This window comes from Labilibaculum euxinicum, from assembly GCF_009795715.1.
Taxonomy (GTDB): Bacteria; Bacteroidota; Bacteroidia; order Bacteroidales; family Marinifilaceae; genus Labilibaculum; species Labilibaculum euxinus.
Map to the genome: position 1 here is coordinate 1 of NZ_WTCR01000014.1, position 16,867 is coordinate 16,867.

Here is a 16,867-nt window from a genome sequence, read left to right on the forward strand (position 1 = left end):
TGTCTATTGCATCGGGGTTCCACCTCTTCCCATTCCGAACAGAGAAGTTAAGCCCGATAGCGCCGATGGTACTGCCAACTGGTGGGAGAGTAGGTCGACGCCAACTTTTAAAGAGTCTTGTTCCAATGGAATGAGACTCTTTTTTGTTATATGTGTAAATTTTTAACAGCAGAATTTTAATATAGATCGCAAATATATTCTCTTCTTTAACTCTCTCTAAGGTTTTTTAACCTATATTTTGAATCAATCCATTCAACTTAATAACAGTTTGTTTATCTTTGTTGGCTATGAAACAATTCTTCCTATTAGTAACAATTTTAGTTTGTCTTTGTCTGAATTCTTATGCTCAGGTGTATGAAGGTCGTCCTGATGATCTTCAAAGAGATAAATTAGGGAGTAGAGGTAAATTGGGAAAGGAAGGTAATGAACTTGACAGTTTAGGCTATAATAATGTAAAATCTGTTATTAAGAGTTGGAAACTCACTGATTTTGCTTCGAGAAATGAGTTAGTTGAATTAGATACAATTTTGGGCTCTCAACATAACTACAACCCAATATTTAAAAAGAGTATTTCCAACACTTATTTAGGCAATTTAGGTTCTCCATACTTATCAAATATTTATAGAGATCGTAATGTCAATGAACAGTTCTTACCGTTTTCGCCTTATAGGAACTATATGCTTAAACCGGAAGATATCGTATTCTTTAATACAACCACACCTTTTACAAGTGTTTATTACGAAACAGGTGGCCCTAAGGGACGAGCGGAGAATTTATTGAGAGTGTTGCAAACACAGAATATTAATCCTAACTTGAATGTGGGAGTTAGTTATAACTTAATTTCGAGTGATGGGCAGTATCAAAATCAGAAAACAAAGTTGTATGATTTTAGCTTTTTCTCTTCTTATAAAAAAGAAAGGTACGGGTTGGATTTTGTTTTGAATCAAAATAGTCTGAATAATGAGGAGAACGGTGGTTTGTCTGAAGATACTGACTTAACTGATAAAAGTGAGGATCCGGAAAATTTGGAAGTCCGGCTTGATGGTGCTAAAAGTAAATTGACCAATTTTAATTTTTTCATGAATCATTCTTATGGCATTGGTGAAGAAAGAGAAGTTATTCAGGAGAAGGATACAACTTATTCTTATCCTATAAATTTTATTTATAATTTTAAGTATGAATCAGATAGTTGGAGATACAAGGAAACAATAATCGACAATTCTTTTTATTCACATTATTATTATGATACTAAGTCGACATTTGATAAAGTTGAATATTCAAACATTAGAAATACGTTTCAGCTTGTATTTAATGAAAATAAAAACAAGTGGATTCGTTTGGGAGCTAGGTTTGGAATTATAAGCGATCTTGGAAAATACAACACCAGATTAGCGGTAAAGGAAATTTCTTTTCACCAAACGGACACTAAAATTCATAATAATCAACTTCTTGCCGGTTTGTTTAGTTCAGCAGGTTCATCTTTAAATTGGAATGCAACCGGAAGGTATGTATTCGAAGGATATAAGCAAAATGATTTTGAGCTAAAATATGAATTAACAAAATGGATTGGAAAAAAAGATACAATTCATCACGGTGTATCTGTTCTTGCTAAATTAAATTCTAAAACACCTGATTTTCTTCTTTCTAAGTACTATGGAAATAACCAGCAGTGGAATTTGAATTTGGATAAGATTACAGAATTAGAGCTTGGAATTGAATATTTTAATGAGAAAAGGAATTTAAAAATAGGTGGGCAAATTAACCAAATAGATAATTATACTTATTTTGGACTGGATACTATTCCAGAACAAACAAACAAAGGAATTACGGTATTGACCGGATATTTAGAAAAAAGATTCAAGTTGGGAAACTTTTATCTAAACCAAAAGTTAGTTGGTCAAAAAGGATCTGAGGATAAAATTTTACCATTACCAACTTTTTCAATCTATAGTAATAATTATTATAAAAATACATTTTTTAAAGGCGCACTTGGGCTTCAAGTAGGATTTGCAGTGCATTACAATACTGCATTTTATGCCCCTGACTATATGCCATCAACAGGACAGTTCTTTTTGCAGAATCAGAAAGAAATTGGTGATTATCCTAAGGTTGATGTATACATTAATTTTAGAATTAGACGTACTCGGATATTTGTTATGTATGAGCACATGAACGCGTCGATTGGCAGTAAAAATTATTTTGTTGCTCCACACTACCCTCTCAATCCAGCCATGTTAAAATATGGACTAATCTGGACTTTTTACAATTAAGGATTTATTATAAAAACCAAGAACTGAATCAAATATTTCTAGGTTGGAAATCTGATTTTTTCTAATTTTTAATTAGGAAAGGAAAAAGTTATGTCTGGAATCAAATATTTAAAATTATTTATCCCCGTGATTTTCATGGTCTTTCTTCAGACTTGTAATCAAAACCGTAAGATGGTTGGATTGCAGATTGATGAGAAACCAGTTGTGGAGTTAAAGCATGTAAAGCTTCGTGGGAAGTTGCGTGTGGTTACGGATTACAATTCCACCAATTACTTTGTATACAAGGGGCATACAATGGGGTTTCAATATGAAATGCTTGAAGCTTTGGCTAAGCACTTAGGTGTTAAATTGGAGCTGACTGTAAACAATGATTTGGTATCCGCTTTTGCTTCTTTGGAACGAGGTGATGTGGATTTATTAGGGATGAATTTAGCAGTGACAACTGATCGCATGGAGAAATTCAATTTTACGATTCCTCATAGTCAGTCGCCACAGGTATTAATTCAGCGGAGTCCTGTTAATGATTCTATTGGTTTCATTAGGAACAAGGCTGATTTAGGAGGTAAGCGAATTCATGTACAGTCAGGATCATCATTTCAAGAGCATTTGGTAAAACTCTCTAATGAAATGGAAATGCCTATTGATATAGTAGTTGTTGATATGTTGGAGGAAGAGGAGCTGATATCGATGGTTGCCAGTGGTGAGATCGATTATACTATTGCAGATGAAAATGTTGCGATGGTTAATTCATCGTATTATCCGGGTATTGAGTTTAAGACAAGTGTGAGTTTACCTCAGAACCTGGCATGGGCATTGCGCAAAGGAGCGAATCATTTAACTCATGATGTTAATATGTGGTTAATGAATTTTCAAAAAACGAAAGAATACAAACGAATATACCAGCGATATTTTAAGAGCAGCCGAATTGAAGAGATGATGCAAAGTGAGTATTTTACTGTAAAAAGTGGTAAGATTTCGGATTTTGATGATCTTCTTAAGGAAAAAGCGAAAATAATAAATTGGGATTGGAGATTGCTGTCAGCTTTGATATCTCAGGAATCAAATTTTGATCCTAAGGCGCAATCATGGGTTGGAGCTTTTGGTTTAATGCAACTAATGCCCGAAACTGCTTATCGATATGATGTTGATTCACTTTCTTCTCCTATTGATAATGTTGATGCCGGAGTTAGGCATCTGAAATATCTAAAAGGGAAATTGGACAAGACTCTGTCTGACAAGACGGATGAGTTGAAATTTTTACTTGCGTCATATAATGTTGGATTAGGACATGTGCTGGATGCAAGACGATTGGCAGAAAAAAATGGTAAGAATCCTGATCAATGGAAGGGAAGTGTCGACTATTATTTATTGAATAAATCGAAACCGGAGTTTTTTAATGATCCGGTAGTGAAATATGGTTATTGCCGTGGTTCGGAGCCTTATCAGTATGTGAATAAAATTTTGGAACGCTATAATAATTACCAAAACATTGTATTACTGAATTAGTCCGGCTCGAAGAAACATTTCTCTTAATTCGGATAGAATCATTGCAGTGGCTCCCCAAATTTTGTGCTCTTTTGCTTGAAAATAAGGAGCGTGAATTTCGAATCCGTTTTTGTTAATGGTGAAATTGCTAATATTCTCTTTTCCTAATAGTTGAGATACAGGCATTTCGATTATTTCTTCAACTTCGAATTCATTCAATTTAAATTCAGGTCTTTTTTCGCAATATCCTAATACGGGTAAAACCATAAAATTACTGACTGGAATGTAAAGTTCTGTTAAGAAGCCTAATATTTTTATTTTTTTGCAGTCGACACCAAGTTCTTCATTTGTTTCTCGAATTGCAGTTATTGTTCTATTTGCATCACTTTCTTCATATTTTCCTCCAGGTAAACTAATTTGACCACTATGGCTGTTGTTTCCTGTTGTTCTTTTCATGAAAGGAATATACAATTGACCATTGTGAGGATAAAATAATAATAGAACACTACTATCCCTGGCAATACTAGGATCACTTGTTTTAAGGGCGTGATCCCGAATCGACGGGGACATTAAATTTTGAGCCTCGAAACCAGGCAATCCATTATTTAGTTCATTATTTACTAAACTGGTAAATTGTTCAAGGTCAAATATCGTTTCTAAAGTACTCATAAAGGCTTTTTTCTAATAGTACTTAAAGATAATAATAATGTTTCCCTCTAGTAAGAAAAAAATATTAATCTTTTTTAGATCAGCAAAAAGTAACCCCGAAAAAAAATCGGGGTTTAAACTATTTTCTAAAGTTTTTAACAAATTGTTCTACTTCAGGAACTCCTCCCTGATAGAGAAGATATCCATTATAAGGTTCTCTTTTTGTTGTTTCGTCGTTTACGGGTTTTTGCATAATGTCAATTACCTCTTTTCGTTTGCTGGTTTGGCCTAGTGTCCATCCTAATTTAATATAGGCGGCTTCGGGCAGCATATTATCAAGCGGAACAATTCCCATTGAGAGTAAGTCTCGTCCTGTATCGTAAACAAACATGTGAGTGTAACCCCAAAGAGTTTGAACGGTCATGAATATATGAACCCCTTTTTCAACTGCTCTTTTTAAAGCTGGGTAAACCGGTTTGTTGACATGACCAAGGCCAGTACCAGCGATAATTATTCCCTTATAGCCACAGTCAACTAATGCATCGATAATATCGGGTTGCATATTAGGATAGTAGTATAGAATCGTAACTTTTTCTTCGAAGTAAGGAAGGATTTTTACGTTTCGATCTTTTCGTCGGTGATTGTACTGTTTTTTAATTGGTTTAACTCCTTTTCTGGTAACCGTAGCTAAGGGTGTATCGCCAAGAGTCCGGAAGGTAGATCGATAACTCGAATGCATTTTTCTCACTCTGGTTCCCCGATGCAAAAATCCATATTCATCCGAAGTTGGGCCAAACATACAAACCATTACTTCTGCAATATCACCGTGACCGGCAGCTACTGCTGAGTGCATTAAATTTAAAGCTGCATCTGATGACGGTCGATCTGATGATCGCTGAGAACCTACTAAAACAATTGGAACGGGTGAATCCTGAACCATATAGGTTAAGGCGGCCGCGGTATGATGCAATGTATCTGTTCCATGAGCGATAATAATTCCATCAATTCCGTTTTCAATTTCTTTTCCAATTGCAATGGCTAATGAAATGTATTGTTTCGGTCCCATATTTTCACTGAACACAGCAAAAACCTTTTCGGTAGATAGATTACATATATCAGCCAATTCAGGAACAGAACCATAAAGTTCTCCTGGTGAAAAGGCCGGAATAACAGCTCCGGTTCTATAATCTAACCGGGATGCGATTGTTCCTCCGGTTCCAAACAGCTTTACAGCTGGTTGTCCATTTGTATAAGGAAATTCTTTTTCGGGAACTTTATAATTGGCTTTTTTGTAACCGATTTCCTTCATTTCTTTTATAGTTGTAACATTTATCCCAATGTTGTAACCGGTTATTATTTTAAGCACAATGTGCTGATCATCATCATTTTCTGCTCTCGGTAGAATTGTTCCGTCGAATTCGCCTCGGGTGGTAACAATATGTGTTTTGCCCCATACCCGAACACTGTATTTTTTTAGGGTCTCAAGAGCCATCCCTTTGTATCCTTGAAAAATATCTTCCATTAGTTAAGTCGTTTGTCGATGTTTATTCTTAATTCCCTTAATTCAATATTCCCAATTGCCTGACGGTGCAATTGCCCCATAATCCAGTGACTGGCATTTTCACTGTTCTCAGATGGATGTAAGTCCTTAAATTTTTCTTCCAGAAAATCAATTGGAGCGATCAACTCGGCCAGACTTCTTTTTTTAAATTTTAAGCTGATTAACATGGAGGCAAAATCCATACTTGGGTTTTGGTAGAGAATAGGGAACAGGTATCGTGTAATGTTTGGGTGTAATTCCTGATCGTGAATGAACTTGAATAGTCCGACTAATTTTCGGTAGTTGAATTCGGGATGGATGCTGTATTTTCCGATGATGTTTTTATAAGTGTGGCCAAAGAATATTGCGGTATTTTTAGGATCGAATTGAAATCTGTCAGCTATTTCTTTAATAATTGGATACAGATCTTTACTGAGAATAAAATGATGGGAATCTTTAGGTACTCCCCATTCATTCATTTGATTAATTCGCTCACAAATATCATTTGGTAAATCTTTACCAAGATTATTGATGTATTCATCCGATAAAGGAATTGGAGCAGAGTCTGTATCCGGATACATTCGATCGGCACCCGGAAGAACTCTCTCGAAGATTGTTGTTCCATCGGGCAACGATTTGCGTGTTTCGTTTGGGACACCATCAAAAACCATTTTACAACGTTCTTTTATTGTTTCGATTGCTGTAGGGATATCTTCTTTCGCTCCCCAAATGATTAATTGTGCATCATTTGAATTTGATCCTAATTTGGCAAGTATTTTACCAAAATCTTCTTTTGACAGCAATTCTTCTTCTTGCTCTGAATGCACTAAATTGGGATGTTCGATACAGGCAATTACTTTTAAACGCTGGGCAATTTCATCGGCAAAATTTTGGTTTGGCTGGGTAAAATGCGATAGTAATCCTTTAAATTCAGGAAGGTTAACAGCAATAATCTGATGTTCTTTTTCTTTGCATTCAATTAAAGGGGAATATGTGAAATTATAGTCGTGATAATCTAACTCCAGTGTGTGAATGCTCCAATTTTCTTTTTGAATCCGTTCGTTTAATAGTTTTTTGATATTTAGCAAAGCCCATTGTCTGAAAGCCTCATTGTGTGAAAGTTCCGGAATCCATTTGTTGTGAGCAACTCCTTTAATTTCGACTCTTGATCCGCCTTTGCAGCTAACATTTACATCTTCACGGCCTGCTCCCATTCCTGTGCGGACCAAGCCTGTGCTTCGATTTAAAAAACGGATGTATTCTGCAGCTTCCCGTAATTCATCAGGAGTGTTTAGTTCGGGGGCGGTAACTGTCTCTATCAGTGGCGTGCCAAGACGGTCTGTCTTATAATATCGCTCATGTCCAACGTCTGAAATTTCACGGCAAGAGTCTTCTTCGATGCTTAATTGTATCAGATTTACTTTTTTATTGCTTAGTTGAATCTGACCGTTTACACCTAAAATTGCGGTTCGCTGAAAGCCTGTAGGTATACTTCCATCCAAATATTGTTTTCGGGTAATATGTACTTCACCTACGATATTTAATTTGCACAAAAGTGAGATTCGAAGGGCAATTCCCAGAGCTTCCTGATTAATTCTAAAGGGAGGAGTATCGTCAATCTCGTAAGTACAGGCTGTTTCGTTGTTGATACGATATATAATGTTTTTTCGGGTTTTAAACTCCATTAGCGCCGTGCCGTCATATCCGCCAAGTTCGCTCATTGCAGGGCGCATATGTCGTATTATTTCAGCATCGTAAGCTCCGTTTTTGTGAAAGACACCACTGGGACAGTGACAAAACAATTTTTCTTTTGTGTCAAGTTGCTGGTGAACTTCCAGTCCGGACATGAAACCAATTCGACGATAATCGTCCTCGGTGGCTTGCTGGCGGGTGACATAGCCAATTTGTTCTTTGGTTTGGAGATGGTTTTTGTTGGGTGTGAATATAGTATTCATTGGGTTAGTTTTTAGTAACCCCAAAAAATACTAATAATCTGTTGGTTAAGAAATGATTTAATTCAGGTTTGCCCCCTGTTTTAATGAATTTTGATTTTGAAATTAGGGTGTAAACGGCAATCTGATTTTGTAGCCTTTACTTTCAATATCTGCTTTTATTTTTGCCCCAATTGCTTGTCCCCACGACATTCCGGCCTGCATACTTTCAGTGGTGATTTTCGGTAATTTCTGAGCAATTCTTTTTCCGGCAACCGATTCGTAAAAGTCAATCATGGCTAATACATCCTCGTGAGAAAGGTTCTGCCTGTAGATTGGCAAAAGCATTTTGATTAAATCATTAACTGAAGTATTCACGAATTCAACTTCAGCTTTGTCCCAATATTCTGTTGGAATATTTGATTCCTGACTTCGTAGTTGAATAATCATCGCTTTAATTGATTCCTGATAGCTGGCTTGTGATCCGTTTATCTGAAACAGATATTTTAAATCTTTTTCGTACGTGTTGGTTTCTTGCCCCGAAGAAGCGAATGTAGATGTCGAAAGGGTAAGAAATAAAAACAATACTATATTTTTCATGGTTTTTTAATTTGCTGAGAGTTTTTTTATTTAGTTAATTGAAGATGATCAAGTATTTTGGAAACTATGATTCTCCTTTTGGGAGCATCATCAGAATTTTTAATATCGATATTAATTGCGAAAAAATATACATTCTCTCCTTTTTCAATATAGCCAACATACCATCCAATTTGCTTGTTTATTCGTGCTGCCCATCCTGTTTTCGCTCTGATTGTATAATCAGGAGTCTGTTCAACAATCATTATTTTTTTCACAATTTCTTGATTTTTTTGCGAAAATGGAAGTTGGTTAAAGTATAATTTTTGTAAAAAATCAATTTGTTGGTTTGGGCTGATTCTAATGTCTCCGCTCAACCAGAAAATATCGATTCCTCCGTTTATATTTTTATTGCCGTAATCTGATGCCTCTACCCAATGTTTCATTCTTTCTTCGCCGATTCTTCGAGCCAGTTCCTGATAAAACCAAACAACAGAATATTTTAATCCGCTTTCCAAATTTTGATCCCTATTCCATTCGTTATATCTACGATCGATACTATCCCACTTAATGATTTCTTTTTCATCCTGAATCACTCCGGTTTCCAAAGCAATCATCGAATTAATTATTTTGAATGTGGAAGCCGGCAAAAATGCTGAATCTAATCGTTCCGAATTAAAGCTGAGTTTTGTATCATTTTTTAAATCATAAATTGCAAAACAGCCGTTAATTTTTTCTGATTTGAAAATACCTTCCAAATCGGAAGAAGAGTAATTGTTTAAAATTGAATTTGATTGTGGAGAACAAGCAAAAAGGATAAACAATAAAAAAAGAGAAAGTAAGGTTTTCATAATAAACTAGTTTGCAGTTGATAAAACATTCTGTTTTTTGTATACCATCCAAAATAATACAATACCAAGAGAACAAAGAACTGTTGCAATAATTGATCCTTCCAAACCAAATTGACCTCCGGTAAGAATTTCATTTCCGTGAATGCTTTGTGATATTAGAGAGGAGGAACTGGTTCCGCTAACTTCGAATCCGAAAATTGGTCCCTGAAAAAAATTCCAGCTAAAATGAAGGGCCAAAGGAAACCACAGATTTTTAGTGAAGATATAGCCAATTCCCAAGAGTAATCCTGCAAGGAAAATATTTGTAATACCAACAAGTGAAACATTAGGATTCATTAGATGAAGAGCCATAAATATCAATGATGATGAAATTAAGGCAATATATTTATTCATGGAATCCATGAAATTTCGAAGAAGATATCCTCTTACAAATACTTCCTCGTTAATTGAAACTAAAATAAACAATACTACTGATTGAGCTAACCCAATCAAATTAAAAGTAATGGAATTGAATGTTAAGTTTCCGGAAAAATACAGAATTAAACTGCCTGCTCCCATCATGATAAAACCGGCCAGTAATCCGTAAATGATATCTTTTGCTCGTTTTTGAAAGGACAATCCCAAATCAATCATTTTTTTTCGATCGATAAAACGGGTAAACAGCCAAATCAACAACAGCGTTCCAATTGTTCCAAAAAATTGAATTACTAAGAATGAGGAAGTAGAATTATCTGCCTGATTTTGTAGCATTTCCAAAAGGTCTTTGTTCGACGCAAGAGCCAATACAAAAGTACCAATAAGTTGAAAAATTCCGGTAAATATTATAAAGGGAAGAAGAATTAAAATGGCTCTGAGCCATCCTCTTTTAATCGCTGGTTCATTGTTTGTTGGGTTCATTAATTTGGATTTTGGTTTGTGTGGTAAAATTAACAAAATCCTGATGTTATGAAAGGGAAAATAAACGTCTTTTAATTTATGACGACATAAAAAAGGGGCTGTCCCAAAAGAACAACCCTTTTTTTATTGAGTATATACCTATACGATGCCCTGTGCAATCATGGCATTGGCAACTTTTACAAAACCGCCAATATTTGCACCATTCATGTAGTTTACAAATCCATTTGAAGATTTACCATACTTAACACATGTGGTATGAATATCCTTCATAATCCTTTTAAGCTGATTGTCAACTTCCTCGCGGGTCCAGCTTAAACGCATTGCGTTTTGAGACATTTCTAAGCCAGAAACAGCAACACCACCGGCATTGGCCGCTTTGCCGGGACCATACAGAATTTCATTTTTAATATAAATATCCACAGCTTCGGGAGTAGAAGGCATATTGGCACCTTCCGAAACGCAAATGCAACCATTATCAATTAAGATTTTCGCTTCTTCAGCATTTATTTCATTTTGTGTGGCACTTGGCAAAGCAACATCACACTTCACTCCCCAAGGTCTTGCGTTTGGATAGTAGGCAACATTGTATTTCTTGGCATATTCTTCAATTCTGCCTCGTTTAATGTTTTTAAGTCTCATCACGTAAGTAAGTTTTTCTCCATCAATTCCATCCGGATCATGAATAAAACCGGAAGAATCGGATAATGTAACCACTTTACCTCCTAATTCATTCACTTTTTCGACAGTAAACTGAGCAACATTTCCAGAACCGGAAACAGTTACGATCTTGCCTTTCAGACTGTCATTTTTCGTATTCAGCATTTCTTCGGCAAAATATACATTGCCATAGCCGGTTGCTTCCGGACGAATAAGGCTTCCTCCCCATTCTGCACCTTTACCGGTTAAAACGCCTGTAAATTCGTTACGTATTCGTTTATATTGACCAAATAGATAACCAATTTCTCTGCCTCCAACTCCTATATCTCCGGCAGGAACATCAGTATTTGGTCCTATGTGTTTACAAAGTTCAGTCATGAAACTCTGGCAGAATCTCATTACTTCATTATCCGATTTTTGTTTTGGATCAAAGTCTGAGCCCCCTTTTCCGCCTCCCATTGGGAGTGTGGTTAAGCTGTTTTTAAAAACTTGTTCGAATGCAAGAAATTTTAGAATACCAAGGTTTACCGTTGGGTGGAAACGCAATCCACCTTTGTAGGGGCCAATTGCACTGTTCATCTCAATACGGTATCCGCGGTTCACCTGAATTTCCCCTTTGTCATCAACCCAAGGAACCCTGAAAATTATAATTCTTTCAGGCTCTGAAATCCTCTCCAAAATTTTAGCTGTTTTGTACTTTGGGTTTTCCTCTAAAAAAGGAAGTAATGACTCCACCACTTCGTGAACAGCCTGATGAAATTCAATTTCTCCTGGTGTTCTGCTTTTTAATTTGTCCATAAATTCCTTGCTGGAAGGAGCCTTTAACATAGTTGTCATGGTAATTAATGTTTAAGTTAGACATGAATTATACTGGGTGTGAATGAACGTGACCGCTAATACCAGCGATCATATTTAAAGGTAAAAAAGAAATCCCTCAAGGTCAAGGGCTTAGGTTTCACTTAAATTGTTTAAATTTAAAAGAGCCTACAAACAGTAGTCAAATCACCACGATCTTTTTACAATTTTTAATGCATCTACGTAAGTAAACCGAAAATGTATGGAATCAAATCCGGGTAAAGAGCAGGGAATCAATAAGATTATAGCCGAAAATATAGAGCGGTTAAAAGAACTTTCCGCAATTAATCAAACCACAGGTATTATCAAGGAAGGAAAATCCATTGAGGATACTTTACAGCAAATCTGCTTTATTCTTCCTAAAGCATGGCAATATCCGGAGTTTACGGTTGCCCGTATTGTATTTGACGGACAAGAATACCTCAGCCCCGGATTTCGTCTCTCGCAATGGACACTAACACAGGAATTTTTAACGATCAATAATCGAAGCGGACGAATTGAGGTTTGTTATGTGAAAAAATTCCCAGCACAAGATGAAGGCCCATTTTTGAAAGAAGAAAGGCACTTGATTGAGAATATTGGGAATATTATTGTTGGTTATATCAATAGCGAAACGGGAAAGGAACTGCTTAGTCGGAAAAGGAAAATTGATCCTGAGAAGAAGGAAATAATAGGTCCTTATGTTCCGGTTACAAATCGAAAATTATTACAGGATTTTTTGAATAAGAACAATGCTGATCGGGATATTTATCATGATTTAATGCCATTTAAAGTAAAGGAAATATTGTTGGTTGCGAACCTGTATGATGCTTATTGTATTGAACGTGAAGGGCGTTTTTCAGAACAAATTTCCAGCGAATATCATCAGCTTAACTTAACATCAATGCCTCGGGTTACAGGTGTTTCTAATTTGGAAGAAGCCATGGAACAATTACATTCCAAGCATTTTGATATGATTATATTAATGGTTGGAGTGGATAAAAAAACACCAATAATTTTAAGTGAGCATATTAAAAAGGAATTTCCGTACATATCCATTTTTTTATTGCTGAATAACGATGCCGATATTGCCATGTTTGAAGAACAACGGGCTGAACTAAAAAGTGTAGATAAAATATTTGTGTGGAATGGCGAGTCGCAGGTTTTCTTTGCCATGATTAAGAGTTTGGAAGATAAGGTAAATGTAGAAAATGACACTAAGATTGGTTTGGCTCGGGTAATTTTATTGGTTGAAGATTCGGCAAAGTATTATTCGAGATATATGCCAATGCTTTATCAGAGTGTTTTGGCGCAAACCCAGCGAATAATAGATGATGTGAGCACCGATGCTCAGTATAAAATACTTCGCTTGCGAGCGCGACCTAAAATATTATTGGCTTCGAATTACGAAGAGGCAATGAATATTTATTATCGGTTTAGGGAGTATTTGTTGTGCTTAATTTCTGATGTGAAGTTTAAAAAAGATGGAATATTTTTAGATGATGCGGGAATTAGTTTGGTAAAAGAAATTAAAGATGAATATCCGAATATGCCGGTTATATTGCAATCTTCTGATGTTTCGAATGCCAGCCATGCTTTTAAGCTGAAAGCTAGTTTTATCGATAAAAACTCTGAAACGCTTAGAGGGGATATTCGTTTGTTTATTCGTCAGTTTCTGGGTTTTGGCGATTTTGTTTATAAGGATGCTGAGGGAAAGGAAATTGCTACGGCAAAATCTTTAAAAGAATTTGAGGAGTATTTGTATCATATTCCCGCTGAATCATTGGTTTATCATGCTCAGAAAAATCATTTTTCATTATGGTTAATGGCTAGGGGAGAAATCCGGGTTGCAAAAATGATTGCTCCCTATCACATCACCGATTTTAAATCTGCTGAAGATGTGCGGGATTATTTAATTAATGTAATTCAAAACTACAGGGACGAAAAAAATAAGGGAAAGGTTGTGGAGTTCAATGCCGATTTTGCTCTTAATTCCAACAATATAGTCACCTTATCTACCGGTTCCTTAGGTGGAAAAGGGCGAGGATTGGCTTTCATTAACTCCATGCTTTTTAATCTAAATTTGAGCCGGTTTGTTCCCGGAATAAATATAAAGGCACCTATGACTGCAGTAATTGGTGTTGATGAATATGAATCATTCTTAGATCGAAATAACCTTTTAGACCGAATTAAGGATATGGATGATTTTGAACAAATTCAGAGGGTATTTCTTGATGCAGAATTAACGCAGCGTCTGGTTCAAAAAATAAGAATCATTCTGAAGAGCTTTGAGCAGCCACTGGCGATCCGATCTTCCGGATTGTTTGAAGATTCATTGCTTCAGCCTGTAGCAGGGGTTTTTCAAACTTACCTTGTGCCCAATAATCATCCCGATTTAAATACGAGGGTTAAGCAGGTAACTGACGCAGTAAAATTGGTTTATTCCTCCATTTTTTCCAATGATGCAAGGCTGAATGTTTCGGCCATGAATTATAAAATTGATGAAGAAAAAATGGCTGTAGTCATTCAGGAAGTAGTGGGCAATCAGTATGGATCAACTTTTTATCCCCACATTTCGGGTGTAGCTCAATCGTATAATTATTATCCCTTTGGGCACATGAAACCCGAAGAAGGGTACGCTGTGATAGGTGTTGGTTTGGGTAAATATGTTGTAGATGGTGAAAAGGCATTTAGGTTTTCTCCTGTTTTCCCAACCATTGAGAATAACAGCGCAAAAGATCAATTTAAAAACTCGCAGGTAGAATTTTATGCTGTTGACCTAAACAAAAAAGATTTGGATCTTCTGGAGGGAGATACGGCAGGGTTAATTCGTTTGGATATTGATGAAGCAGAAGCACATGGTAATTTGGTGCATTGTGCTTCTGTTTATAATTCCATGAGTGATACAATTAGTCCCGGTTTGGATATTATGGGACCAAGAATCATCAATTTCGCCAACATTTTAAAATACAATTATATTCCACTGGCAAAAACGATTGAACTTGTTTTGGATATTATAAAAGAAGCAATGGGCTCACCGATTGAGATAGAGTTTGCAGTCGATTTAACGAAAGATAAAGAAGGGAAGGCTTCGTTTTATCTTCTGCAGATTAAACCTTTGGTTGGTAATATAGATGATTACCATATTGATTTGAATGAAATTGACAGAAGCAAGCTTTTGATGATTTCTGAAATGAGTATGGGAAACGGATTGGTAGATGATATTGTTGATGTTGTTTATGTTGTGCCCGAATTATTCAAAAAAGACTTGACTCTTGAGATTGCGGATACCATCTCAAAAATTAATCATGAAATGAGAGAAAAAAACAAACGTTTTGTATTGATTGGTCCGGGGCGCTGGGGCACCCGGGACCGATGGATTGGAATTCCCGTAAAATGGAACGACATTTCTTTCTCAAAATTAATTGTGGAGACAAGTTTTGAGGATTATCCTTTGGAAGCATCATCTGGATCTCACTTTTTTCACAATGTAACATCAATGAATATTGGCTACAGCTCCATTCACCACCATTCAGAAACATCCTTTATCGAATATCAATTACTAAAAAAGCAGAAATTAATTGGGGAGTATGGCGCCGTTCGTCACGTTCAGTTTAAAAAACCATTAAGTATTAAATTGGATGGTAAAAAACGACTGGCTGTTGTGAGTTGGGAATGATATTTAAAAATGAATGGAAATGCCTAAAGCCAGATTCCAGATATCGTAAAATTTAACATATTCTGTTCTTATGCCTTCTAATAGATAATTGTCAATTGTTCCAATTTCGGTGTAAAAATCGATTCCTTTAATTATTTTATAAGGAAGAGGGTGGTAAACCATAGCGCCAACAAAAGGAGCAAAATGTATTTTATTCTGAAAATAATAATCATTGGGGAAGTAGCTGGGTAAATTTCGGTAGGTATTGTGAGTTGAACCAAAATTGATACTTAAGCCTGCTGTTGGAGCAACTACAAAATCACCAATGTGAAATTGTTTGATAAGAAATGTGTTCTTAAATGCAACTGTATTTAGAGTATGAACATGTGAATGCATTGATGTACTGCCATACATGAATGAAAGACGATACCAGTCTTTTGCAAGATAATAGGTAATTCCGGCAGAAAGAAAGCCAATATTACCTGCGTATTGAATTTTTGCATCACGTGGTAAATACCATTTTCTTTTTATCGAATCAGTTTGGCCTTCGTTAATATTACTACCCAAGGCTGATAGGTTAAAACAGCAGCTACATACTAAAATGATTAATATATATTTTTTCATTAAAAAGCGATGTTTTCAATCGAATAATTACCATTATCAATAGTAATTACCTGATAGTGATTATCAGCAATATCACCTCCTACCAAAAAATCTGTTTTGCCATATTTTTTGCCATGATAAAAGCTGTGTGTATGGCCATGTATGGAGAGTTTAATATTGTTATTTTCCAGTATTTGATTCAGAATTGAATCTTCTCCGTCATATTGATCCGAATAAGGTGGGATGTGTGAGACAGGAATCACCAGATCAGCACTGCCATCATTCTTTAAATTCTCATTGAACCAATCAAAATCAGGATCTGTGTTTTTTCGTTCCCATACAATATTATCAAACATTACAAATTTGCAGCCTTTGTAAGTAAATGTGTAGTTGTTTTCACCAAAGGAGGTATGGTATAATCTTTCGCCATTTGATAAGTGGTCGTGATTCCCGATTACTGTAAAAAAAGGAACGTTCAGCCTGGATATTATTTCGTTAAACCATGTAAATTCTTTGTGAAGGGCACTTAAGGTTAAATCACCACCATGTATTACGAAATCAATATCATCTCTTGCATTTAGAGCAGTAACAGCATCCTCAAATTCATCATAAAATGTGTGAGTGTCTGTGATAAAAGCGAATTTGAAAGTTTCATTATTATCAGTAGTTTTTATTTTATCCAGATTTTTAGAAGTTAAATCTCTGAATTTACTCTCAACTTTATTATCATATGGACTGTATTCATAAGGCAGACTGCATCCTGGGAATACCCCCAAAATAGCAGACAGGCATACCAGTCCGTTGGTTTTTATAAAATCACGTCGGATCATATCTGTTGGTTTTATTCTTTCAGAATAAATTCAATAAAATTAGTGTGGAGCAAAGATATTATAGAAAAAGAAAGATGATGAAAGTTA

The 16,867-nt window shown here is 35.7% G+C and carries 12 protein-coding genes and 1 rRNA gene; 4 read left to right on the forward strand and 9 right to left on the reverse strand.

Going from position 1 to position 16,867, the window contains the following annotated elements; translation table 11 throughout:
* The 3 genes from rrf to GQR60_RS20295 all read left to right on the forward strand — a co-directional run.
* Window positions 1-106 (forward strand): 5S ribosomal RNA (rrf, locus tag GQR60_RS16525); the annotation flags it as partial.
* A 181-nt stretch (window positions 107-287) separates the two neighbouring features.
* A complete protein-coding gene (locus GQR60_RS16530) occupies window positions 288-2,270 on the forward strand; it encodes a putative porin (protein ID WP_124993999.1) in 1,983 nt (660 codons plus the stop codon).
* A gap of 90 nt (window positions 2,271-2,360) precedes the next feature.
* Window positions 2,361-3,776, forward strand: a complete 1,416-nt coding sequence (locus GQR60_RS20295; RefSeq protein ID WP_124994000.1) for an MltF family protein — start codon at window positions 2,361-2,363, stop codon at window positions 3,774-3,776.
* On the opposite strand, the gene GQR60_RS16540 is transcribed toward GQR60_RS20295, so the two are convergent.
* From GQR60_RS16540 to gdhA, 7 genes are all read right to left on the reverse strand, one after another.
* A complete protein-coding gene (locus tag GQR60_RS16540; RefSeq protein WP_124994001.1) occupies window positions 3,765-4,424 on the reverse strand; it encodes an NUDIX hydrolase in 660 nt (219 codons plus the stop codon). The two genes, GQR60_RS20295 and GQR60_RS16540, sit on opposite strands and share 12 nt — an antisense overlap.
* A gap of 118 nt (window positions 4,425-4,542) precedes the next feature.
* Window positions 4,543-5,925 carry a Glu-tRNA(Gln) amidotransferase subunit GatD gene (gatD, locus tag GQR60_RS16545; RefSeq protein ID WP_124994002.1) on the reverse strand — a complete coding sequence of 461 codons (1,383 nt, stop codon included), beginning with the start codon at window positions 5,923-5,925 and terminating at the stop codon, window positions 4,543-4,545.
* Complete coding sequence (gene gatE / locus GQR60_RS16550) at window positions 5,925-7,898, reverse strand: Glu-tRNA(Gln) amidotransferase subunit GatE (protein ID WP_124994003.1); 1,974 nt, start codon at window positions 7,896-7,898, stop codon at window positions 5,925-5,927. The genes gatD and gatE overlap by 1 nt, the downstream gene beginning before the upstream one ends.
* 102 nt (window positions 7,899-8,000) lie before the next feature.
* Entirely contained in the window at window positions 8,001-8,474 is a 474-nt protein-coding gene (locus GQR60_RS16555) for a DUF2059 domain-containing protein (RefSeq protein WP_101309602.1), read from the reverse strand.
* A 26-nt stretch (window positions 8,475-8,500) separates the two neighbouring features.
* The gene (blaOXA, locus tag GQR60_RS16560; RefSeq protein WP_124994004.1) at window positions 8,501-9,301 is read right to left on the reverse strand and encodes a class D beta-lactamase; all 801 of its coding nucleotides are present in this window, start codon (window positions 9,299-9,301) and stop codon (window positions 8,501-8,503) included.
* A 6-nt stretch (window positions 9,302-9,307) separates the two neighbouring features.
* The gene (locus GQR60_RS16565) at window positions 9,308-10,198 is read right to left on the reverse strand and encodes a CPBP family intramembrane glutamic endopeptidase (protein ID WP_124994005.1); all 891 of its coding nucleotides are present in this window, start codon (window positions 10,196-10,198) and stop codon (window positions 9,308-9,310) included.
* A gap of 138 nt (window positions 10,199-10,336) precedes the next feature.
* A complete protein-coding gene (gene gdhA, locus GQR60_RS16570) occupies window positions 10,337-11,692 on the reverse strand; it encodes an NADP-specific glutamate dehydrogenase (protein ID WP_225441443.1) in 1,356 nt (451 codons plus the stop codon).
* A gap of 220 nt (window positions 11,693-11,912) precedes the next feature.
* Between gdhA and GQR60_RS16575 the strand changes: the two genes are divergently transcribed.
* Complete coding sequence (locus GQR60_RS16575; protein ID WP_124994006.1) at window positions 11,913-15,368, forward strand: DUF5752 family protein; 3,456 nt, start codon at window positions 11,913-11,915, stop codon at window positions 15,366-15,368.
* A 3-nt stretch (window positions 15,369-15,371) separates the two neighbouring features.
* On the opposite strand, the gene GQR60_RS16580 is transcribed toward GQR60_RS16575, so the two are convergent.
* Together GQR60_RS16580 and GQR60_RS16585 are read right to left on the reverse strand one after the other, a co-directional pair.
* Window positions 15,372-15,971: a hypothetical protein gene (locus GQR60_RS16580; protein WP_124994007.1), complete on the reverse strand. Its 600-nt coding sequence runs from the start codon at window positions 15,969-15,971 to the stop codon at window positions 15,372-15,374.
* A complete protein-coding gene (locus GQR60_RS16585; protein ID WP_124994008.1) occupies window positions 15,971-16,780 on the reverse strand; it encodes a metallophosphoesterase family protein in 810 nt (269 codons plus the stop codon). The genes GQR60_RS16580 and GQR60_RS16585 overlap by 1 nt, the downstream gene beginning before the upstream one ends.
* Window positions 16,781-16,867: the final 87 nt, after the last annotated feature.